Origin of the sequence: Rhodophyticola sp. CCM32 (assembly GCF_004751985.1) — a bacterium.
Taxonomy (GTDB): domain Bacteria; phylum Pseudomonadota; class Alphaproteobacteria; order Rhodobacterales; family Rhodobacteraceae; genus Rhodophyticola.
In genome coordinates this window covers 38,691-59,591 of the sequence record NZ_CP038492.1, presented here as the reverse complement: position 1 = coordinate 59,591, position 20,901 = coordinate 38,691, and the positions used below count along the sequence as shown (strand labels likewise).

General features: G+C 62.5%; 15 protein-coding genes and 3 pseudogenes. 9 read left to right on the top strand and 9 right to left on the bottom strand.

Annotated features, from left to right (window positions below):
• The first annotated feature begins 145 nt into the window (after window positions 1-145).
• Genes E2K80_RS00285 through E2K80_RS00275 form a run of 3 tightly spaced genes read left to right on the top strand, consistent with a single transcriptional unit; the run spans window position 146 to window position 2,111 of the window.
• Window positions 146-583, top strand: a complete 438-nt coding sequence (locus E2K80_RS00285; RefSeq protein ID WP_338014569.1) for a transcriptional repressor — start codon at window positions 146-148, stop codon at window positions 581-583.
• Complete coding sequence (locus E2K80_RS00280) at window positions 580-1,317, top strand: metal ABC transporter ATP-binding protein (RefSeq protein ID WP_135371676.1); 738 nt, start codon at window positions 580-582, stop codon at window positions 1,315-1,317. The genes E2K80_RS00285 and E2K80_RS00280 overlap by 4 nt, the downstream gene beginning before the upstream one ends.
• A complete protein-coding gene (locus tag E2K80_RS00275) occupies window positions 1,317-2,111 on the top strand; it encodes a metal ABC transporter permease (RefSeq protein ID WP_135371674.1) in 795 nt (264 codons plus the stop codon). The genes E2K80_RS00280 and E2K80_RS00275 overlap by 1 nt, the downstream gene beginning before the upstream one ends.
• 20 nt (window positions 2,112-2,131) lie before the next feature.
• On the opposite strand, the gene E2K80_RS00270 is transcribed toward E2K80_RS00275, so the two are convergent.
• Window positions 2,132-2,962, bottom strand: coding sequence for a 3-keto-5-aminohexanoate cleavage protein (locus tag E2K80_RS00270; protein ID WP_135371671.1), 831 nt, complete (start codon window positions 2,960-2,962; stop codon window positions 2,132-2,134).
• A 125-nt stretch (window positions 2,963-3,087) separates the two neighbouring features.
• On the opposite strand from E2K80_RS00270, the gene E2K80_RS00265 reads away from it, so the two are divergent.
• Window positions 3,088-3,954 carry an acyl-CoA thioesterase gene (locus tag E2K80_RS00265; protein WP_135371669.1) on the top strand — a complete coding sequence of 289 codons (867 nt, stop codon included), beginning with the start codon at window positions 3,088-3,090 and terminating at the stop codon, window positions 3,952-3,954.
• A gap of 114 nt (window positions 3,955-4,068) precedes the next feature.
• Here E2K80_RS00265 and pcaF read toward each other — a convergent pair.
• A pseudogene (gene pcaF, locus E2K80_RS00260) lies at window positions 4,069-5,270 on the bottom strand (3-oxoadipyl-CoA thiolase).
• Window positions 5,271-5,398: 128 nt separating this feature from the next.
• Here pcaF and E2K80_RS19890 point away from each other — a divergent pair.
• The 4 genes from E2K80_RS19890 (at window position 5,399) to E2K80_RS00245 (ending at window position 9,725) form a co-directional block, all read left to right on the top strand.
• On the top strand, window positions 5,399-6,193 hold the full coding sequence (locus E2K80_RS19890; protein WP_338014568.1) for an enoyl-CoA hydratase/isomerase family protein: 795 nt from the start codon (window positions 5,399-5,401) through the stop codon (window positions 6,191-6,193).
• A 98-nt stretch (window positions 6,194-6,291) separates the two neighbouring features.
• Window positions 6,292-7,464, top strand: coding sequence for a 3-hydroxyacyl-CoA dehydrogenase (locus tag E2K80_RS19885; protein ID WP_338014609.1), 1,173 nt, complete (start codon window positions 6,292-6,294; stop codon window positions 7,462-7,464).
• On the top strand, window positions 7,465-8,649 hold the full coding sequence (locus E2K80_RS00250; protein WP_135371667.1) for an acyl-CoA dehydrogenase family protein: 1,185 nt from the start codon (window positions 7,465-7,467) through the stop codon (window positions 8,647-8,649).
• The gene (locus tag E2K80_RS00245) at window positions 8,649-9,725 is read left to right on the top strand and encodes an acyl-CoA dehydrogenase family protein (protein ID WP_135371665.1); all 1,077 of its coding nucleotides are present in this window, start codon (window positions 8,649-8,651) and stop codon (window positions 9,723-9,725) included. Before E2K80_RS00250 ends, E2K80_RS00245 begins: the two co-directional genes overlap by 1 nt.
• 89 nt (window positions 9,726-9,814) lie before the next feature.
• On the opposite strand, the gene E2K80_RS00240 is transcribed toward E2K80_RS00245, so the two are convergent.
• Genes E2K80_RS00240 through E2K80_RS00230 form a run of 3 tightly spaced genes read right to left on the bottom strand, consistent with a single transcriptional unit; the run spans window position 9,815 to window position 13,077 of the window.
• Window positions 9,815-10,846: a phosphotransferase family protein gene (locus E2K80_RS00240; protein ID WP_135371663.1), complete on the bottom strand. Its 1,032-nt coding sequence runs from the start codon at window positions 10,844-10,846 to the stop codon at window positions 9,815-9,817.
• Complete coding sequence (locus tag E2K80_RS00235) at window positions 10,846-12,078, bottom strand: acyl-CoA dehydrogenase family protein (protein ID WP_135371661.1); 1,233 nt, start codon at window positions 12,076-12,078, stop codon at window positions 10,846-10,848. The genes E2K80_RS00240 and E2K80_RS00235 overlap by 1 nt, the downstream gene beginning before the upstream one ends.
• The gene (locus E2K80_RS00230; protein ID WP_135371659.1) at window positions 12,079-13,077 is read right to left on the bottom strand and encodes an NAD(P)H-dependent flavin oxidoreductase; all 999 of its coding nucleotides are present in this window, start codon (window positions 13,075-13,077) and stop codon (window positions 12,079-12,081) included.
• 171 nt (window positions 13,078-13,248) lie between these two features.
• On the opposite strand from E2K80_RS00230, the gene E2K80_RS00225 reads away from it, so the two are divergent.
• Window positions 13,249-14,463 carry an acyl-CoA dehydrogenase gene (locus E2K80_RS00225; RefSeq protein ID WP_135371657.1) on the top strand — a complete coding sequence of 405 codons (1,215 nt, stop codon included), beginning with the start codon at window positions 13,249-13,251 and terminating at the stop codon, window positions 14,461-14,463.
• Between the two features lie 189 nt (window positions 14,464-14,652).
• Here E2K80_RS00225 and E2K80_RS00220 read toward each other — a convergent pair.
• From E2K80_RS00220 to E2K80_RS00205, 4 genes and pseudogenes are all read right to left on the bottom strand, one after another.
• Window positions 14,653-15,957: pseudogene (locus tag E2K80_RS00220) on the bottom strand (NAD(P)/FAD-dependent oxidoreductase).
• Window positions 15,954-16,628 carry a TetR/AcrR family transcriptional regulator gene (locus E2K80_RS00215; RefSeq protein WP_135371655.1) on the bottom strand — a complete coding sequence of 225 codons (675 nt, stop codon included), beginning with the start codon at window positions 16,626-16,628 and terminating at the stop codon, window positions 15,954-15,956. The pseudogene E2K80_RS00220 and the gene E2K80_RS00215 overlap by 4 nt, the downstream one beginning before the upstream one ends.
• Window position 16,629: 1 nt before the next feature.
• Window positions 16,630-18,189, bottom strand: coding sequence for a trimethylamine methyltransferase family protein (locus tag E2K80_RS00210; protein WP_135371653.1), 1,560 nt, complete (start codon window positions 18,187-18,189; stop codon window positions 16,630-16,632).
• Window positions 18,158-20,562, bottom strand: a pseudogene (locus E2K80_RS00205) (GcvT family protein). Before E2K80_RS00205 ends, E2K80_RS00210 begins: the two are co-directional and overlap by 32 nt.
• Window positions 20,563-20,901 lie beyond the last annotated feature (339 nt).

Below are 20,901 nucleotides of genomic sequence, written 5' to 3'. Positions count from 1 at the left end.
CAGAAAAAAATCTGATTGAAAACATCACAAAATCCTACCAAGATCGGGCGCTTTTCCTAGCTTATGTGTTATACTACATCAAGAATACCTGATCGGACCATAAATGCCTCAAAATGATTTTAAAAACCATGACCACAACCACTGCGTGCAAGACGCGATCGCGGCGGCCGAGGCCAAATGCACCGCTGAGAATCTGCGCCTGACACCGGTACGCCGCAGGGTACTGGAACTGCTGCTGGAAGGTCATCGCGCTTTGGGGGCTTATGACATCCTGAAACAGCTTCAGGCCGAAAATCTCGGATCCCAGCCTCCTATCGCATACCGTGCTTTGCAATTTTTGACCACACATGGGTTCGTCCACCGTATCGAACGCCTGAACGCCTATGTCGCCTGCGTGTTTTCAGACAGCAACCACCAGCCCACGTTCATGATCTGCCGGGAATGTGACAGCGTGGCCGAAGCCGGGGCGCATCCTGTCAAGGAAAGCCTTGATCATGCAGCCGAGACCATGGGCTTTACCCCGGAACATATGATGATTGAAGTCGAAGGCCTGTGCCCGGTCTGTGTCGAGGCGCAGGCGTGAGCCTGGTCGAAACCCGTAATCTCAACCTCCGGTTTGGTCACAGCCTGGTCCTGAAGGATTTGAATTTTACCATCTCTCCGGGCGAAATCGTCACCCTGGTCGGCCCGAACGGTTCTGGGAAAACCAGTTTTCTGAAGATTCTGATCGGCGTTCTTGAACCAAGTACGGGCACCATCAGGCGCGATCCAAAATTGAAAATCGGCTATGTGCCGCAGCAGTTGCATATCGACAGAACCCTGCCGCTCACTGTGTCACGGTTTCTCTCCCTGCCCCGCAGGCATTCGGTAAAAACCATGCGCACGGCCTTGGATGATGCGGGGGCCAAAAACCTGCTGTCGCGGCAGATGACCGATCTTTCCGGCGGCCAGCGCCAACGCGTTCTGCTGGCCCGCGCGCTGCTGAACGACCCCAATCTGTTGATCCTTGACGAGGCGACACAGGGCCTTGACCAACCCGGCTCTGCCGCTTTCTACCGCCTGATCGAACGGGTGCGCCGCGATTTCGGCTGCGCGGTTCTGATGGTCAGCCATGAATTGCATGTGGTGATGAGCGCATCGGATCGTGTCGTCTGCCTCAACGGCCATATCTGTTGCGAGGGCAAACCCGAAACCGTTGCCTCTGCCCCCGCTTACCGGGCCCTGTTCGGCTCTGGCACGCAAGGGGCGCTGGCCTTGTACCGGCATCAGCATACCCATCATCATGATCACGGCCTGCCGCAAGAGAATACACCGTAATGCTGGATGACTTTCTTGTCCGCGCGGGGCTGGCAGGCGTTGGCGTTGCAATCGCAGCCGCCCCGCTGGGCTGTTTCGTCGTCTGGCGACGAATGGCCTATTTCGGAGATGCCACAGCCCATGCCGCCCTTCTGGGTGTCGCACTTAGCCTCAGCTTCTCTATCTCGATTTTCGTAAGCGTCCTGGCCGTTTGCCTGGCCATGGCCATGCTGGTGTCAACCCTGGCGGAACGCGGCTATGCGCTTGACACGGTCCTGGGCGTTCTGGCCCATGCCGCGCTGGCATTTGGTCTGGTGGCCGTGTCCCTTCTCAGCGGTGTCAGGGTGGATCTCTCGGCTTATCTTTTCGGCGACATCCTTGCCGTCACGCGTGAAGATCTGACCATCATATGGGGCGGCGCGATCGCGATTGTCGCGCTTATTTCATGGCGTTGGCAACCCTTGCTCACAGCGACCCTCAGCCCGGAACTGGCCAGGGCCTCGGGCCTCAGCCCACGTAAGGAACAACTGGTTCTCACCCTTGCCCTGGCCACTGTTGTGGCCGTCGCGATCAAGGTCGTCGGCGCGCTGTTGATCATCTCGCTGATGCTGATCCCGGCTGCCGCCGCCCGGCCCTTTGCCACCAATCCCGAAGTGATGGTGGTCACCGCAGGCGGCATCGGCGCGGCCTCGGCCCTGGGTGGGTTATGGGCCTCTTTCCAGTTCGACACGCCCACAGGACCCAGCATCGTCTGCACAGCCGCCACGATATTCTTTGCCTCTACCCTAATCGGCCTGCTGCGGCGCACCTCCTGACATCTGTCGGTTTTCGCATATCACCCTGTGCGCAGACCAAGCATGCTGCGGGCCTCCGCCGGGGTGGCAACCGGCCGGTTATGGCGCTCACACAGCGCGACCACCCGGGCGACCAATGCCGCGTTCGAGGGGGCCAGCGTTTCCTGATCCAGCCGCACATTATCCTCAAGCCCCGTGCGTGCATGGCCACCTGCGGTCACCGACCATTCATTCACCTCGATCTGATGCCGCCCGATCCCTGCGGCGCACCATTCGCTGTCAGGCAAAAGCCGCGCCATGGTCCTGACGTAATAGTCAAACACATCACGGTCCGCGGGCATCGCGTTCTGCACCCCCATCACAAACTGCACATAGGCAGGCGCGGCCAGACGGCCCTCGCGCTCCATCCTCGCCGCCTGATGAATATGCGACAGATCAAAGGCTTCAATCTCGGGCTTTACCTCATATCGCCGCATCTCGGCGGCCAACCAATCCACCAGATCGGGCGGGTTTTCATAGACCCGCGTCGGAAAGTTGTTCGAGCCCACTGACAGCGACGCCATATCCGGCCGCAGATGCAGCATCCCGCCACGTTCTCTTCCGGCGCCCGACCGGCCCCCGGTGGAAAACTGAATGATCATACCGGGGCAATGGGCCTCAATGCCCTCCTTCAGCCGCGCGAATGTCTCCGGGTCCGAGCTTGGGCTCTGATCATCATGGCGCACATGGGCATGGCAGATGCTGGCCCCGGCCTCAAAGGCGGCATGGGTGCTTTCCACCTGCTCGGCAACGGTGATCGGCACCGCCGGATTGTCGGATTTGCGCGGCAGAGATCCGGTGATCGCCACACAGATGATACAGGGTTTCGACATTGGCTCTCCCTCCCCCTGGGCCGAACCTGCCCCCGAATGACAGGTTCCGCAAGCCCGCGCTATTTGTGCCTCCCCTGCGATACGCGTAGAGACCACGGGCAATGACCCGCAAAGGACGCCCCCCCATGACCGACACCGTTGCCGCCCTGCTGGACCTGCTGAATATCGAACCGCTGGAGCTGAATCTCTATCGCGGCGAAGGCTCCGGCGGCGAAACCACGAAACGCATCTATGGCGGGCAGGTCGTGGCCCAGGCCCTGTCTGCGGCCTATCACACGGTGGAGGGGCGCAACTGCCATTCCCTCCACGCCTATTTCATGCGCCCGGGCGATCCCTCCCGGCCGGTGATCTACGAGGTGGACCGCGCCCGCGATGGCGGCAGTTTCACCACAAGACGGGTGATCGCGATCCAGAATGGCCGGCAGATCCTGAACATGTCCGCCTCGTTCCATATCGAGGAACCCGGCTATCATCACCAGCACCCGATGCCCGGGGCGGTTGACCCCGACACTCTGCCCAGCCGCGAAGACACCAAAACCGCCCTTGCCGCCCGCGCGCCCAAAGCCAGCCGGGCCGACATCCTCCGCCCCTCTGCGATCGAACTGCGCCCTACGGATGAATACGACCTGCTTGACCCAAGCCCCGCCCCGGACGGGCATTCCGTCTGGCTGCGCCTCAGCCACCCGGTGCCGGACGCGCCGGCCTGGATGCAACACTGCCTGCTGACCTATGCCAGCGATCTGCACCTTATGGGCACGGGCCTGCGCCCCCATGGGCAAAGCTGGTTCACCAACACCATGACCGCAAGCCTGGATCACGCGATCTGGTTTCACGGCCCGGTCGATTTCGGCCAATGGCATCTCTATGTGATGGACAGCCCCTGGACCGGCGGCGCACGCGGTGTGAACCGGGGCCTGATCTATGCCGCCGATGGCCGGCTGGTCGCCTCAACCGCACAAGAAGGCCTGATGCGCCCGCTCTCCACAACCTGATCCCAAACAATTTGCATCAAATGCGCCGCGCCCCCTTCTTCTTGTCTCCAATACGCCGGGGAGCGCGAGGGGCTGGCCCCTCGCTCCGCCGTCTCTAAAGGCGCTGATGTCAGATCACACCCGCTCCAGCGCAACCGCGATCCCCTGCCCGACGCCAATACACATCGTTGCCAGCCCGTACCGCCCACCGCGCGCTTTGATATCCAGCGCCGTCGATCCGGTGATCCGCGCGCCCGACATGCCCAGCGGATGGCCCAGCGCAATCGCCCCGCCATTGGGGTTCACATGCGCCCCGTCATCGGGCAGGCCCAGTTCACGCAGCACCGCCAGACCCTGGGCCGCAAAAGCCTCGTTCAGCTCGATCACATCAAAATCCGCCGGCGTCAGACCCAGAAGCGTGCACAGCTTTTGCGTCGCAGGGGAAGGTCCGATCCCCATGATCCGGGGCGGCACACCCGCCGTGGCGCCCCCATGATCCGGGCAACCGGCACCAGACCGTGGCGCATAGCCGCCTCTTCCGAGGCCAGGATCAGCGCCGCCGCCCCGTCATTCACACCTGATGCATTGCCCGCCGTCACACTGCCCCCGGCCCGAAACGGCGTGGGCAGCGCGGCCAGTTTCTCCAGCGTCGTGGCACGCGGATGTTCATCCTCAGCCACCACAACAGGATCACCCTTGCGCTGTGGGATATGTACCGGTGTGATCTCGGCAGCCAGACGCCCGCTGTCCTGCGCCGCAGCCGCGCGCATCTGGGACCGATGTGCAAACGCATCCTGATCGGCGCGGGTCACGCCATAGTCTTCGGCCACATTCTCTGCCGTCTCGGGCATGCTGTCGATCCCGTATTGCGCCTTCATCACCGGGTTCACGAAACGCCATCCGATGGTGGTGTCATGGATCTCGGCCTTGCGTGAAAACGCGGCCCCCGCCTTGGGCATCACGAAAGGCGCGCGCGACATCGATTCGACACCGCCTGCAATCACCATCCCGGCCTCGCCCGCGCGGATCGACCGGGCCGCCGCAATCACCGCATCCATGCCCGAGCCGCATAACCGGTTCACGGTCACCCCCGGCACGGTCTCGGGCAGCCCTGCCAGCAATGCGCACATCCGCGCCACGTTGCGATTGTCCTCGCCTGCCTGATTGGCGCAGCCATAGATCACCTCATCCACCGCGGCCCAGTCCACGCCCGTGTTCCGGGCCATCAGTGCGCGCAACGGCACCGCGCCCAGATCATCGGCACGTATCATGGCCAGCGCACCGCCAAACCGCCCGATGGGGGTTCGGATATAATCGCAGATAAAGGCCTCTGGCATGATCAGTCCTCCCTGTCTTCCGATCTGTCCTAAATCCCGTCCCCGGCCTTGGCAATCTATTCCCGACCAAGCGGTTGACAATTCGCGGCAGGACGGGCGGGATACGTCCCGAACGGGGGAGGATGAAGATGAGCGATGTGGTTGCCATGGAACGGGTCGGCACAACCGGCCTGATCGCGCTGAACAACCCGCCGGTCAACGCGGCCAGCGCCGCCCTGCGCAAAGGGGTCTGGGACGCGGTTGAAACGCTGGAGGCAGAGCCCGGTATCGACATTATCGCGCTTTACGGCACCGGCCGCAGCTTTATCGCGGGCGCCGATATCCGCGAGTTTGGCAAACCCCCTGCCGACCCCTGGCTGCCCGCGCTTTGCAGGCGGATCGAGGAGTGCACCACGCCGGTCCTGTCCATTCTGCATGGCGCGGCCCTTGGCGGCGGGCTTGAGGTTGCGCTGGCCACCCATGCCCGGATTGCCTTGCCGGGTATCGTCATCGGCCTGCCCGAGGTCACGCTTGGCATTCTGCCCGGTGCCGGCGGCACCCAGCGCACCCCGCGCCTGATCGGTATCCCCGCCGCGCTGGAACTGATCACCAGCGGCAAACATATCAGCGCCGACACCGCCCTGTCGCTTGGTCTGGTGGACCGCATCGCCGATGGCCCCCCCGCGATCTGGCCCTGCAAGCTGCCAGTGATGTGCGCAACGGCACCCTGCCCACCCGCCGCAGCGCCGATCTGGTCACCACCCCCGATGAGACCGCCATCGCCGAGGCCGCCGCCCGGCTGCAAAAGACCCAGACCCATCTTTTCGCCCCCCATCGCTGCGTCAAAGCCATTGCCGCAAGCATTTTGCCACTGGAGGAAGGGCTGGCGATCGAACGGGCCCTGTTCCAGGACTGCCTGGACAGCCCGCAACGCGCCGGGCTGATCCATGCCTTCTTTGCCGAACGCGCGGTTGCCAAAATCCCCGAAGCCAGCGCGCCCGCCCGCGAGATCGGTAAAATCGGCGTTATCGGCGCGGGCACCATGGGCGCGGGCATCGCCACTGCCTGTCTTCTGGCCGGATATCCCGTCACCCTGGTGGAAAAATTCCCCGAGGCGCTGGAACGCGGGGAGACCACAATTGCCAAGAATCTCGACGGGGCCGTCAAACGCGGCAAGCTTTCCGCTGAAAGACGCGCCGCCATCGCCCTGACCACCAGCACTGAAATGACCGCATTGAAAACCGCCGATCTGATCATCGAGGCCGCCTATGAGGATATGGAGGTCAAAAAGCAGATCATCGACCAGATGCAGGCGATCTGCCCCGATGCGATTCTGGCCAGCAACACCTCTTATCTTGATCTGAACGACATCGCCGCAAACGCCACCCTGCCCGAGAATGTGATTGGCCTGCATTTCTTCTCTCCCGCCCATGTGATGCGCCTGCTGGAGGTTGTGGTCGGCGACAAAACCAGCCCCGAGACTGTCGCCACCGGCTTTGCCCTGGCCAAACGCCTGAAAAAAATCGCGGTCCGCGCCGGTGTCTGCGACGGGTTCATCGGCAACCGGGTCATGAACCATTATCGCAAGGCCGCCGATTATCTGATGCTGGACGGCGCCACCCCCGATCAGATCGACAGCGCCGTGCGCCGCTTCGGCTTTGCCATGGGGCCGTTCGAAGTGTCTGATCTCGCAGGTCTCGACATTGGCTGGGCCACCCGCAAACGTCTGGCCCCCACACGCCCCGGGGCTGAGCGGTATGTCACCGTGGCCGACCGGATGTGTGAGGCCGGATGGCTGGGCCGCAAAACCGGCAGGGGCTTCTATCTCTACGGCGACAAAACCGGCCCGAACCCGGACATCGCCCCCCTGATCACGGCTGAGCGTGCCGCCCATGGGATCACCCCGCGCCCATTCACCGATGAGGAGATCATCGCCCGCTATATGACCGCGATGATTTCCGAAGCCGCCCGCGTGGTCGAGGATGGTATCGCCCTGCGCCCGATCGACGTTGATGCGGTGTTTCTTTTCGGCTATGGCTTCCCCCGCCACCTTGGCGGCCCGCTGCAGTATGCCGACACGCTTGGGGCCCGCCAGATCCTCACCCGCATCCAGTCCTACGCAGAGGAAGACGCGCATTTCTGGCAGGTCCCTGCTATCCTGCACCGCATGGCGGAGGATGGCAGCAACTTTGCCGATCTGAACCGGGAGGCGTAAATGGATCTGAGATATTCCCCCGAGGAACAGGCGTTCGAGGCCGAGGTGCGGGCCTTCCTGAAGACCGACCTGCCCCGGGACCTGTCTGACAAGGTGCGCCGCCAGGCCAGCCTGACCAAAGCCGATATGGAACGCTGGCACGCCATTCTGAACGCCAAAGGCTGGCTGGCCGCGACCTGGCCGAAGGACCATGGCGGCTGCGACTGGTCGGCGGTTCAGCAACATATCTTTGAGGAAGAATGCTGCCGCGCCTTTGCCCCGCGCATCGTCCCCTTCGGGTTGAAAATGCTGGGTCCGGTGCTGTTGAAATTCGGCACCCCGGAACAGCAGGCGGACTATCTGCCCCGCATCCTCGACGGGCGCGACTGGTGGTGTCAGGGCTATTCCGAACCCGGTGCAGGCAGCGATCTGGCAAGCCTGAAGACCCGCGCCACCCGTGACGGTGAGGATTATATCATCAATGGCCAGAAAACCTGGACCACGCTTGGCCAGCATGCCAATCGCATTTTCTGTCTGGTCCGCACCGGCACCGGGGGCAAACCGCAGGCAGGTATCAGCTTTATTCTGGTCGACCTCGACATACCGGGGATCGAGATGCGCCCCATTCGCCTGATCGAAGGCGGGTATGAGGTCAATGAGGTCTTCTTCACCGATACCCGCGTGCCGGCGTCCAATCTGGTGGGGGAGGAAAACATGGGCTGGACCATCGCCAAATATCTGCTGCTGCATGAACGCAGCAATATCGCCGGGGTGGGGTTTTCCGTGCAGGCGCTTGAACAGCTCAAATCGCTGGCTACGCAAATCACACGCGGCGGCAAACGTCTGATCGACTCACCGCTTTTTGCCGCCAGACTGGCGGAAGTGGACATTGATCTGGAGGCGATGAAACTCACCAATCTGCGCATGCTCTCGGAGGCGCAGAAGAAAGGCGCGCCTGGCCCGGAAACCTCCATGCTGAAAATCAAGGGCACGGTGATCCGCCAGACAATCAATGATCTGGCCCGCCGCGCCCTTGGCCCCGCCGCCGCGCCCTTCCCCTCCGAAGCACTGGACGGGAACGCCGCGCCTGTGCCCGAAGATCACGCGGCCAATGCAGCCAGCTATTTCAATAACCGCAAAATCTCGATCTATGGCGGCTCGAACGAGATCCAGAAAAACATTCTGACCAAGGGAATGATGGGCTGATGGATTTCGAGATATCCGAAGGCCGCCGGATGCTGGCCGACAGTCTGGGCCGGTTTCTGAGTGATCAATATGGCATCACCCATCGCAACAAAATGGCCTATGAGGCCCCGTTCCATGACCCGTCAAAATGGAATGATCTGGCCGAACTGGGCGTGCTTTATGCGCTTGCGCCGGAGGATCGGGGCGGGTTCGGCGGCACCGGGTTTGACGTGGTCACCGTGTTCGAACAACTCGGACGCGCGCTTTGCCCTGAACCGATCCTGCCGCAACTTCTGGCCGCCCGGCTTCTGCTGGCCGCGCAGGCGGATTTGGAACCGCTTCTGTCCGGCGGCACCCGCTATGGCGTCGCGATGGGAGAGGTTGACGCGCCTTATGCGCTGGACGGGATCACCACCGAAGCTGTGAAATCCGGGGCAAGCTGGCAGATCACTGGTCGTAAATCCGTGGTTTATGGCGCACAGGCGGCCAACACCCTTCTGGTCGCGGCCCGCCATGCCGGGGGTCTGGGCGTCTTCCGGGTTGCATCAGACGATGCCCGGATCACCCCCTATGGCATGATTGATGGCGGCGGCGCGGGCGAGGTGTTTCTCGACCACAGCCCCGCAACCCTCACCCTCGACACGGCCGATACCGCCTTGCAGGATGCGCTTGACTGGGGCGCGCTTGCGCTTTCTGCCGAGGCTGTCGGGGCGATGGATACGGCAAATGCCCTGCTGATCGACTATCTCAAGACCCGCAAACAATTCGGCCGCCCGATCGGCACGTTCCAGGCCCTGCAACATCGCGCCGTGGACCTGGCCATCGAGATCGAACAAGCCCGCTCGATCACCATCCTCGCCGCCTCCCGCATGGGCACGGGCCTGCAATCCCGCACGGTTTCCATGGCCAAGAACCTGATTGGCCGCACCGCAAAACTGGTGGCCGAGGACAGTATCCAGATGCAGGGCGGCATCGCGATGACCTGGGAATACCCCGCCTCCCATTACGCCAAACGCCTGATCATGATCGACCATCAACTGGGCGACACGGATACCCATCTGGAACGGGTCATGGCCGGCCTGCAATCCACACCATAACCCTAACCGGGTTAACGCGCCGCCCCCTTCTTCTTGTTGAAAATACGCCGGGGGGTGTGGGGGCTGGCCCCCACGGCATCCCCCCGGCCTCAGTCCTCAGCCATGCCCGCCGCACGCAGCCCGCCCCGGGCAAATTCCGGCACCAGCGCGCCCAGCTTCCGGCCCTGTTCCGGGTCTGATGCGGTTCCGTCCAGCGCGCGTTTCATCACACCTTGCAGGATCGCCGCCATGCGGAAGAAACAGAAGGCCACATAGAACCCGAAATTCCCGATCCCCGGCAGACCCATGCGCGCGCAATACGCCGCGACAAAATCCTCATCCGGGGGCAGGCCCGCTGCCGCGCGATCCACCCCTGCCAGCCCGCGCCCCTCCCGGCCCGGGGGCATCTGCCATTGCATGATCACAGCCGCCAGATCGGCGAAAGGATGACCAATCGTCGACAATTCCCAATCCAGAACCGCCAGAACCTGTGGCCTGTCCGGGGCAAACAGCAGATTGTCCAGCCGGTAATCCCCATGGACAAGACAGGCGCGACCATCCTCTTCGGGGCAGGTCCGCTCCAGCCAGGTGATCAACGCCTCCATCTGCGGAATATCCGTGGTGGCAGAGGCCCGGTACTGCCGGGTCCAACGGTCGATCTGACGCGGGTAATAGGCCCCGCGCGGACCATAATCAGACAGGCCCACAGCATCGATATCCACCGAATGGATCGCCGCCAGAACCCGGCCCATCTGTTCAAAAACAGCCGCCCGTTCGGCACGCGCCAGATCAGGCAAACGCGGGTCATCGAAACTGCGCCCTGCCACGAAATCCATCACATAGAAATCCGAACCGATCACGCTGGCGTCTTCACAAAGGGCAATCATCCGGGCCACCGGCACATCGGACCCGGAAAGCGCCTGCTGCACCCGAAATTCCCGATCCACCGCATGGGCGGATTTCAACAGCTTTCCCAAAGGCTTGCGACGCAACACATAGCGCCCGGACCGGGCCTCCAACAGATAGGTCGGGTTCGACTGCCCCAGTTCGAATTTCCGGGCCTGAACCGGGCCCTGAAACCCCGCCACATGGGCCCGCATCCACCCCGCGACCGCCTCCAGATCCAGCCCCGGCGCGCGCATCAGGTCTGATTGCTGTATTTGCGCAGTTCCGCCCGGGCGACCTGCCGTCTGTGGACCGCATCCGGCCCATCGGCCAGCCGCAGGGTGCGCAGCCTTGTCCACATCGCGCCAAGGGGAAAATCCTGGCTGAGGCCCGAAGCGCCATGCATCTGCACCGCCTCATCCACCACTTTCAGCGCCATCAGCGGTGCGGCCACCTTGATCTTGGAAATCCAGGGCTGTGCTGCACGCACGCCCTGCGTGTCCATGATCCACGCGGTTTTCAGACATAAAAGCCGCGTCATCTCGATCTGCATCCGCGCATTGGCGATGATGTCATGATTGGCGCCCAGTTGCGCCAGCGGTTTGCCAAAGGCCTCGCGGGTCAGGGCCCGGCGACACATCAGTTCCAGCGCATATTCCGCCTGTCCGATGGCGCGCATGCAATGGTGGATACGCCCGGGGCCCAGACGGCCCTGCGCCACCTCGAACCCGCGCCCCTCCTCCAGAACCACATCCGCCAGCGGCACCTGCACATCGGTAAACCGGATATGCATATGCCCATGGGGCGCGTCATCCGTGTGGTAGACCTGCATCGAGCGCAGCACCTCGATCCCGTCCGCATCGGAGGGCACCAGCATCATCGTATGGCGCTTGTGTTTCTCGGCCCCTGCATCTGTGCAGGTCATCACGATATAAAGGGCGCAACGCGGATCACCGGCGCCGGAGGCCCAGTATTTCTCGCCATTGAGCCGGTAATGCCCCCCGTCGCGAACCGCCGAAAGACTGATCTGCGTCGCGTCGGAAGAGGCCACATCCGGCTCGGTCATCAGATAGGCCGACCGGGTGACACCCTCCAGCAGACCGGGCAGCCAGCGCGCCTTCTGGGCCTCGGTGCCATACCGTTCCAGCACCTCCATATTGCCGGTATCAGGCGCGTTGCAGTTGAACACCTCTGCCGCGATCCCGATCTTGCCCATCTCCTCGGCCAGATAGGCATATTCGACCGTGGACAGACCAAAACCCTTCGCGCTGTCGGTCAGCCAGAAATTCCACAGCCCCCGCTCTTTCGCCCTGGCCTTCAGGGACGACAATATTTCCAACTGCCGCACCGTGTGCTGAAACCGGTCGCCCGAAGGGTGCTTGCCCACCTCGGCCTCATATTCCGCATCCAGCGGCGCGATCTCTTCCATCACCATCCGACGGACCTGTTCCACCAACGGGCGGACACGGTCACTCAATCCCAGATCCATCTATGATCTCCCTTCCGCAACGCGCGTGACACCGTCCAGCGCCGCGTCATATTCCCGGACCAGCCGGTCGATCAGCATGGCCGCCGGTGTCACCGCCTCCACGGCGCCAATCCCCTGCCCTGAGCCCCAGATCTCTTTCCAGGCTTTCGGTTTCGACGACCCCTCGCTGAAGGACATCGAAGAGACCTCCGCCCCCGGCAGGGTCTCCGGGTCCATACCCGCCCGGGCGATGGAGGGTTTCAGATAATTGCCGGACACCCCGGTGAACAGCGAGGAGGTGACGATATCCTCGGCCCCGCCCTCGACAATCATCTGTTTGTATTCAGGCACCGCATTCGCCTCTTCCGTGGCGATGAAGGGCGACCCGATATAGCCCAGATCGGCACCGGCCACCTGTGCGGCAAGGATCGCCTGGCCGGTGGCAATCGCGCCTGACAGCAATAGCGGGCCGTCAAACCAGCTGCGGATTTCGGTGATCAGGGCAAAGGGGTTCTGCGGCCCCGCATGTCCCCCCGCCCCGGCAGAGACGGCAATCAACCCATCCGCGCCCTTGTCGATCGCCTTGCGGGCGAACCGGTTGTTGATGATGTCATGCAGCGCGATGCCACCGCAGGAATGGGCGGCCTCGTTCACCTCGACCCGCGCCCCAAGCGAGGTGATCCAGACCGGCACCTTCCAGCGGGCGCAGATCTCGATATCCCGCTCAAGCCGGGTGTTGGAGCGATGGACGATCTGGTTGACCGCGAAAGGGGCTGCGGGATGGTCGGGATGGGCCTGATTATGCGCGTCCAGCGCCTCGGTAATCCGGCGCAGCCAGACCTCCAGCATCGGGGGCTCGCCCGCCGCCTCGCGGGCATTCAGCGCCGGGAAACTGCCGATGATCCCGGCCTTGCACTGGGCAATCACCAGATCAGGCACCGAGACAATGAACATCGGCGCGGCCACGGCAGGAATACGAAGGCCCCGCAAAGCCCTGGGCAGATGGCTGTCAGGGCGCATGACGCGCTTTCATAAATACCCACATGGGAGGCTCCCTCATATGGCCAAGCGTAGAGGCGCGGTGGGATGGCGGCAAGCGCCATGCAACCCGTAACGCAGCGTCAGATCGGGCTTGGGTTCGTCCCGCCAATCCTGCACAGTGACGGCATATACGATCCAGGGAGAAAGATCATGCCAGACGGACAAACCCGCCATACCGGTCCTTCGCTAGCGCCTTTTGAATGGGGTGATCCGTTTCATCTGCCGGATCAGTTGAGCGGGGAGGAGCGGATGCTTGCGGATGCGGCGCGGGAGTTTGCGGCGGACAAGTTGCAGCCGCTTGTGACCGAGGCCTATCTGGAGGAGGTCATCGCGCCTGAGATCTTTGCCGAGATGGGCGGGATGGGCCTGTTGGGGGTGACCATCCCCGAGGCCTATGGCGGGCTTGGGGCGGGCTATGTCAGCTATGGGCTGGTGGCCCGCGAGGTGGAACGGGTCGACAGCGGCTACCGCTCGATGATGTCGGTGCAATCCTCGCTGGTGATGTACCCGATCCACGCCTATGGCTCTGAAGAGCAAAGACAAAAATACCTCCCCGGCCTCGCGGCGGGCACGCTTATCGGCTGTTTCGGGCTGACCGAACCGGAGGCGGGCAGCGACCCGGCGGGGATGAAGACCATAGCGAGTAAAACCGAAGGCGGCTATCTGCTGAACGGCGCCAAAATGTGGATCTCCAACAGCCCGATTGCCGATGTCTTCCTGGTCTGGGCAAAATCCGAGGCCCATGGCGGCAGGATCCGGGGCTTTGTGCTGGAAAAGGGCATGGCGGGCCTGTCGGCGCCGAAGATCGGCGGCAAGCTGTCGCTCCGCGCCTCGGTCACCGGAGAGATCGTGATGAACAATGTGGAGGTGGGCGAAGACGCGCTTCTGCCCGGTATCGAGGGGCTGAAAGGCCCGTTCGGCTGCCTGAACCGGGCACGGTTCGGCATTGCCTGGGGGGCGATGGGGGCGGCCGAGGATTGCTGGCACCGGGCGCGGGATTACGGGCTGAACCGGGTGCAGTTCAACCGGCCCCTGGCGCAGACGCAGCTGTTCCAGAAGAAACTGGCCGATATGCAGACCGAGATCGCGCTTGGCCTGCAGGGCGCGCTGCGCGCCGGCCGGATGCTGGAAGAGGGCACATGCGCCCCCGAGATCATCAGCCTGATCAAACGCAACAATTGCGGCAAGGCGCTTGAGATCGCCCGGGCCGCCCGCGACATGCATGGCGGCAACGGGATCATGGCGGAATACCACGTCATGCGCCACGCCCAGAACCTGGAAACCGTCAACACCTATGAAGGCACCCATGACGTCCATGCCCTGATCCTCGGCCGCGCACAGACCGGGCTGCAGGCGTTCTTCTGAAAGGACAAACCCACATGGACCGCGCCGCCATCGTCGATCAAAACCTCCGCGCAAGGGGGGCTGCGGGAAGCGCACCAGAAACGACGCCTATAGCGGTTTGCGTTTGATCTTTACCGAAACCCGCGGCCTCTCGCCTTCGGGTCGAACGCGGTTTTCGATGCGGTTGCCTCATATAAAACGCAAAACGCTTTAACCAAGCACCGAAAAGCTGCTTTCATCATTGATCGGGCGGTTGCGCGCGTAGAAGCCGACATCAATATCCTGCCCGATATAGGGCAGGGTGAATTGCAGCGGGGTGGCATCATGGTCTGCCCCGCCCTCGCAATAGGCCACCAAAGCCGCCATCATCTTGCCCGCAATCGGCGCGTTCTTGTACTGGTTTCCGCTGGTCCTGCAGGCCATGTAGAACCCCGGCAGGCTGGGCCGGTCATAGATTGGTATCCAGTCGGTGGAGGCATCATAAAGATCGACCACACCGCGCGTCTGTGACGGGATACCAAGCGATGGCACCCGTTGGGCATAGCGCATCGCCTGTGTAGTCCACTGATCGGTGAAATCGCGGTTATAACGGGTATCACTGTCGGCCCAGATATGGGGGTCACAGGCCGGGTCTTCGGACCCGATCAGGATATGGTTGCCATGTTCCGGCCGGACATAAAGCGCGATGTCACTGTCCGAGATGATGCAGCCATCCACCTCAAAATCGAACCCTCCGGGCGCGGGCACATGGGCAACCTCCTGGCGCAGGGGCCGGGTCTGGATGGTCATATCCTCCAGCACCCCCGCCAGCGCATTGATATGGGAGGACCCGGGACCGGCCACATTGATCACCACGGGCGCGTGTATTTCGCTGCCATCGGCCAGCTTCACCCCGGCGGCCCGTGCGTTTTTCTGCAGAATCCCGACCACCTCCACCCCGGTTTTCACCCTGGCCCCGAACCGGCGCGCCGCATCCAGCAGGTTTTGCGCGCTCAGCGCCGGGTCAGTGACATAGCCACCATTGGGCCAGAACACGGCCCCGTCCAGATGCCTGCCATTGGGCTGCCCGAAATCCGGGTCATCCAGAGGTTTGGCAGGTGCGAAACTTTCCATCTAATAGATCGGCAGGCGGCGCTTTACCTCTTCGGTGCTCCATTCCTCGAACGGGCAGTTCAGTGCTGCGGAATAGCGCATATGTTTGGCAAGACCGCCATTTGCCTCCGCCTTCATCACCAGGCATCCGACCTCGCGAAACTGCGCCAGATCAGCCCCATCCGTCAGGCCCAGATACGCCGCCCAATCGCGCCAGTAATGATACCCTTCCCAGGCGAATGCGGTGCCTTCGAAGGTGGAATAATGCATGCGGATGACCGCGCAGGACCCGGCGGTGGACCCGTGGCCGGCCTGTGTATTGCGATCCAGCGACAGGGTTTTCCACCCGGCTTTCGACATTTCATAAGCCACCGCGGCCCCGATCACCCCGGTTCCGATGATGATGACATCCGGTTGGGTCATGGTGCCTCTCCTGTCTCGATGGTGCGGGCGAAGCGCGTGAAATCCACAATCTCATCCGGTTGGGGCTGGCGGCCTGTAAAAATGTAAAGATACACCGGCACCAGTTTCAGCCGCTCTTCAATCGGTTCCCGCAGATCCGCATCATTATAGCCGATCTGCATGTAATAGAGCACCCGCGCCCGGGTCAGCGCCTCGACCGGGGGATAGTCATAGCGCGCGAACATGGCGGTCAGCGCCTCAAGCCGCAGCGCATCGGACCGGTCAAGCACCCGGCGCACCGCCCCGGACCGGCGCGCCCAGTGGCGCACTGCAAAATCAAAGGTGATATCGAACAATGCCGGGTTCACCACCGCGCGAAAGACATTGCAGACAGCGCCAGTCACTGTTGCCGCCTCGGCCCCGGCCAGTTGCACCAGCGCTGCCGTATTGGTCTTTTCCCAATGGTCCAGCAGCGCATCCAGCAGATCCTGGCGAGAGTTGAAATACCAGTAAAAGCTGGACCGGGACACGCCAAGCCGTTCCCCAAGCGCCAACACTTTCACCTGATCCACCCCGTCAGAGACCAGCGCATCCAACGCCACATTCAGCCAGTCCTGGCGCGTGACTTTCACATTGCCGATCAGCGGTTCCCTGTCAGGGTCATCACGATGGAACGGGCGGGGTCGGGCCATATCAACTCTCCGGTGGGGCGCCACCTGCGGCGGTTTTGGCGCGGATATAGGCATTCAGCGCCGCAATCCGGTCCGGGTCGGTGGCAGGTGGGGTGAACCTGGCCAGCCGGTCCTGCCAGACCCCGGTGGCGCGGGTGTTGGCATCATGCGCGCCGCGTTCCGTCCAGGTTCCGAAATTCGACCAGTCGGCCACCAGCGGTTCGTAAAATTCGGTCTGATAGCGCGCCATCGTCTGACCGGCGGCAAAAAAATGCCCGCCGGGTTGCACCTCGGCCAGGGCATCCAGCCCGATCTCCACCTCTCCGGCGGCGGTTCCGGCGCAAATCTCGGCCACCATTTGCAACACCTCCATATCGGTGATCAGCTTTTCATAAGACACTGTCAGCCCGCCTTCCAGCCATCCCGCCGCATGAATGACCACGGTGGCCCCGGCCAACAGGCACCCCCAGATGCCGAACTGGGTTTCATTGGCTGCCTGCGCATCGTTGATATTGGCCGCCGAACCGCTGGCACAGCGCCAGGGCAGACCCAGACGGCGCGCCAATTGCCCGGCGGCCAGCGATGCTTTCATATGTTCCGGTGTACCGAAGGCAGGCGCACCCGATTTCATATCGACATTCGAGGTGAAGGTGCCATAGCAGACCGGCGCGCCGGGCCGGGCCAGTTGCGCCAGCGTGATCGCGGCCAGGGCTTCCGCATGGCTGAGCGTGATCGCACCCGCCACAGTGATCGGCGCCATCGCCCCCATCAGCGTAAACGGCGTGACGATCGATACCTGCCCGGCGCGTGCAAAATCGATCAGCCCCTGGGCCATGGGAATGTCAATCTGGCGCGGGGAATTGGTGTTGATGATCGTATAGCAATGGGGATCGGCGTGGAACGTCTCATCGGACAGCCCGCGAAAATCCCGCAGCATTTCAAAGCTTTGCTGCACCTGAGGCGTGCCACGGGAAAACACGAAGGGCAGCTTGTCTGAAAGCGTCAGCTGTGCCTCCATCGTGGTGTAATGGCGCAGATGAATGGGCGCATCCTGTGGTTCAATCAGGGGCGGCACCATATGCAGCACATCGAAGCTTTGGGTCAGTTGCGTCAGCTCGCGAAAATCCCGGATCGTGCCGGGACGGCGGCCACGGGCCAGATCCGTCGCATGGGGGGCGCCCGCACCCGGCTGGAAGATCAGATTGCCCAGTTCAAGGGTCAGGTCGCGGTCAGGATGGCCCGCCTTGACCGGGATGGATTTGGGGGCCGTGTCTAGGGCCGCTGTGACCATCTCACGGCCGATGAACACCATCTCGGCAGGGGCATCGACCCGGGCACCGCCGGCTTTGAACAGCGCGCGGGCCTCGGGCAGCAGAACCTTGATGCCAAGGGTTTCCAGCATGTCCAGCGCGGCTTCGTGAAGCGCCTCAACCCGGTCTTCCGAAAACACGCCCATCACGGGAAACGGGTTTTTCAGGTGCCGGTAATCGACCTTGCGCTTTGCCGTTGCGTCCCGCGCGGCCCCCGCCCGCGCCTGCGGCCAGCACGGGTCACAGGCGCATCGTTTGCCCGGTCGGGTCATAGGGCGAGGGCGCGATGACGGTGGCGGGGCGCTCCACCCCCACCACATGAACGCTGAGCGTCGTGCCTTCGCCCGCGTGATCGCGATTGACCAGTGCCATGGCCAGCGATTTGCCTGTGTGATGCCCGTACCCGCCCGAGGTGACAAAGCCAACTTTCTCTGCCTGCGACCAGACCGGTTCAAACCCGCTGGCATCGGCCTCGTCCGCCTCAATCTCCAACGTCACCTGCAGTTGCGCCGGGCCGTTCCCGTCCCGTTCCGCGATGGCCGCGTCGCGCCCGATGAACCCGGGTTTGTCCCAGTCGATCCAACGGTCCATTCCGGTCATGCCGGGCGTATAACCTTGGGTAAATTCCGCGTTCCAGATGCCAAAGCTTTTTTCCAGCCGGGTGGACAGCATGGCATTGAACCCGCATTCGCGCAGCCCCTCCCCGGCGCCTGCCTCCAGCAGCATCCGGCGCAACGCGATATGGTCGCCATAGCGGCAGTTGATCTCGAACCCCAACTCGCCGGTCACCGACATCCGCGCGATACGGGCGCGGATCATGCCGATATCAGCGCTCATACAGCCCATGAAGGGCAGGCCCGAGATATCGGTCTCTGCCAGTTTGTCGAGAACCGCGCGGGATTTCGGACCGGCAAGGCCAAAGCCGCAGACCTCTTCCCCCAGATCGCGGATCTGGACGCTATCTTCTATATGATCTGCAAACCAACGCATATGCCATTGCCGCAGGTAATAGCTGCCCATGATCCACCAGCTGCCATCCCCCAGTTGAAAACGGTCAGATCACCTTTCAGTTTGCCGGTCTCTGACAGCATCGGGGCCAGCCGCGCCCGCCCGGGCCCGGGCAGTTTCGAGGCCATGATCCGGTTCAGCCAGGCCTCTGCCTGCGGGCCGGTGACCTCATAGCGCGCAAAGCCGGTGATATCGAGCAGGCCCACACCCTCACGGATCGCCCGGCATTCTCCGGCCACCAGATCAAAAGCGTTTGAGCGTTTCAGCGTCGGCATTTCCTCAAATCCCGGCGGCGCGAAGTAAAGCGGCACTTCAAGGTCCCAGCTAACGCCCCATTTGCAGCCCGCCGCCGTCATCGCGTCATGGGCCGGGGCTGTTTTCAAAGGGCGGCCTGCGGGCAATTGTTCATTCGGGTAGGTCATCACGAACCGGCGGGAATAGAACTGCCCCGTCGTCTCCCGTATATAGCGCTTGTTTTCCGCCCATGGCCCGTAACGTGCCACATCCATCGCCCAGACATCGGCCTCGGGTTCGCCCTCGATGATCCATTCGGCAAGCGATTTGCCAACGCCACCGCCTTGCAGGAAGCCCGCCATCACCGCACAGGCGCACCAATAGCCCCGCTTGCCGGGAACCGGGCCAACCAGCGGGTTGCCATCGGGCGAAAAGGTGAACGCGCCATTGACCCAGGTTTTCACGCCCACATTCTGCAAGGCGGGGTAGCGTTCAAATCCAAGGATCAGCTCTTTCTCGATCCGGTCGGTCTGCTCCTGAAACAGTTCCATCCCGTAATCCCAGGGCGCGCCATCCATCGCCCAATGCTCATGATCAACCTCATAGATACCCAGCAACACGCCTTTCTGATCCTGCCTGAGATAGGTGAACCCTTCCAGATCAACCGTCATCGGCACCTCGAAATCTATCTTGTCGAGCGTCGGGATCGTGTCGGAGATCAGGTAATGATGTTTCAGCGGCGACACGGGCAAGTCCAGCCCCGCCATCCGGCCAAGCTGCTTGGCCCAGAGCCCGCCTGCATTGACCACATGTTCGCAGGTCACGGCCCCCTTGTCGGTGATGATCTTCCAGCCATCCCCGGTCTGGATCAGCTCTTCCACCCTGGTATGTTCAAAGACCGAAGCGCCCCGTTTTCTGGCCGCACCCGCATAGGCATGGACCGTGCCGGTGGTGTCCAGATAGCCTTCACGATCCGCCCACATGCCCCCCAGAAGCCCCTCGGGCGACATGATCGGGTTCAGCTCCACCGCCTCTTCCGGTGTGACAAGACGGCAATCTTCGATGCCGATGGACTGGAACACGCGATATGCCGATTGCAGCCATTCCCACCGGTCAGGCGTGCCCGCCATGGTCAGGCCGCCGGTCATGTGCAGGCCGATATCCTGACCGCTTTCCGCCTGAATCTCTTCCAGAAGATCAATCGTATAGGCCTGAAGGGCCGCCATATTCGGGTCTGCGTTCAGGGCATGAAACCCGCCTGCCGCATGCCAGGATGACCCCGCCGTCAGCACCGAGCGTTCCAGAAGGCACACATCGGACCAGCCGAATTTCGCCAGATGGTAAAGAACCGATGCGCCGACAACCCCGCCGCCGATCACCACGACCCTGTAATGAGAATTCATGCCAAGCCTCCCTGAGCGATGGGTCAGGAAACGCTATTTCGGAAAAATCCACATGTCTAGACAGAAATGTACAGTACCTGTCAGCAGCCCTGCCTGCCCGCATATGGCGAGATTGCAATTTCCGTGCTCCGTTAGCAGGCCAGCCCATGAAGCGGTTTGCGTTTGATTTGGGTAAAGCACTTTCCAAAACCAGAAGAGCCAGAGGGGTGGAAAACTCGAAAATTCCGCCGCGCGGGGTTTGCGGCACATCCAGCCTTTTGCCATAGGAGCAAACCCTGCGCGCCCCGCCATATACCTGCATAACCCTTACCCCAGCCCAGGAATTTGGCATTCCCGGAA

Excerpts from the sequence above, each read along its gene's own strand:
- E2K80_RS00240 (WP_135371663.1), bottom strand. The coding sequence starts at position 10,846 with ATGCGCGCGCCGGGGCTGGATCTGGAGGCGGTCGCGGGGTGGATGCGG.
- E2K80_RS00270 (WP_135371671.1), bottom strand. The coding sequence starts at position 2,962 with ATGTCGAAACCCTGTATCATCTGTGTGGCGATCACCGGATCTCTGCCG.
- E2K80_RS19885 (WP_338014609.1), top strand. The coding sequence starts at position 6,292 with ATGGGCGCGGGCATCGCCACTGCCTGTCTTCTGGCCGGATATCCCGTC.
- E2K80_RS00215 (WP_135371655.1), bottom strand. The coding sequence starts at position 16,628 with ATGGCCCGACCCCGCCCGTTCCATCGTGATGACCCTGACAGGGAACCG.
- E2K80_RS00210 (WP_135371653.1), bottom strand. The coding sequence starts at position 18,189 with ATGACCCGACCGGGCAAACGATGCGCCTGTGACCCGTGCTGGCCGCAG.
- E2K80_RS00225 (WP_135371657.1), top strand. The coding sequence starts at position 13,249 with ATGCCAGACGGACAAACCCGCCATACCGGTCCTTCGCTAGCGCCTTTT.
- E2K80_RS00250 (WP_135371667.1), top strand. The coding sequence starts at position 7,465 with ATGGATCTGAGATATTCCCCCGAGGAACAGGCGTTCGAGGCCGAGGTG.
- E2K80_RS00245 (WP_135371665.1), top strand. The coding sequence starts at position 8,649 with ATGGATTTCGAGATATCCGAAGGCCGCCGGATGCTGGCCGACAGTCTG.
- E2K80_RS00275 (WP_135371674.1), top strand. The coding sequence starts at position 1,317 with ATGCTGGATGACTTTCTTGTCCGCGCGGGGCTGGCAGGCGTTGGCGTT.
- E2K80_RS00265 (WP_135371669.1), top strand. The coding sequence starts at position 3,088 with ATGACCGACACCGTTGCCGCCCTGCTGGACCTGCTGAATATCGAACCG.
- E2K80_RS00230 (WP_135371659.1), bottom strand. The coding sequence starts at position 13,077 with ATGCGCCCTGACAGCCATCTGCCCAGGGCTTTGCGGGGCCTTCGTATT.
- E2K80_RS19890 (WP_338014568.1), top strand. The coding sequence starts at position 5,399 with ATGAGCGATGTGGTTGCCATGGAACGGGTCGGCACAACCGGCCTGATC.
- E2K80_RS00235 (WP_135371661.1), bottom strand. The coding sequence starts at position 12,078 with ATGGATCTGGGATTGAGTGACCGTGTCCGCCCGTTGGTGGAACAGGTC.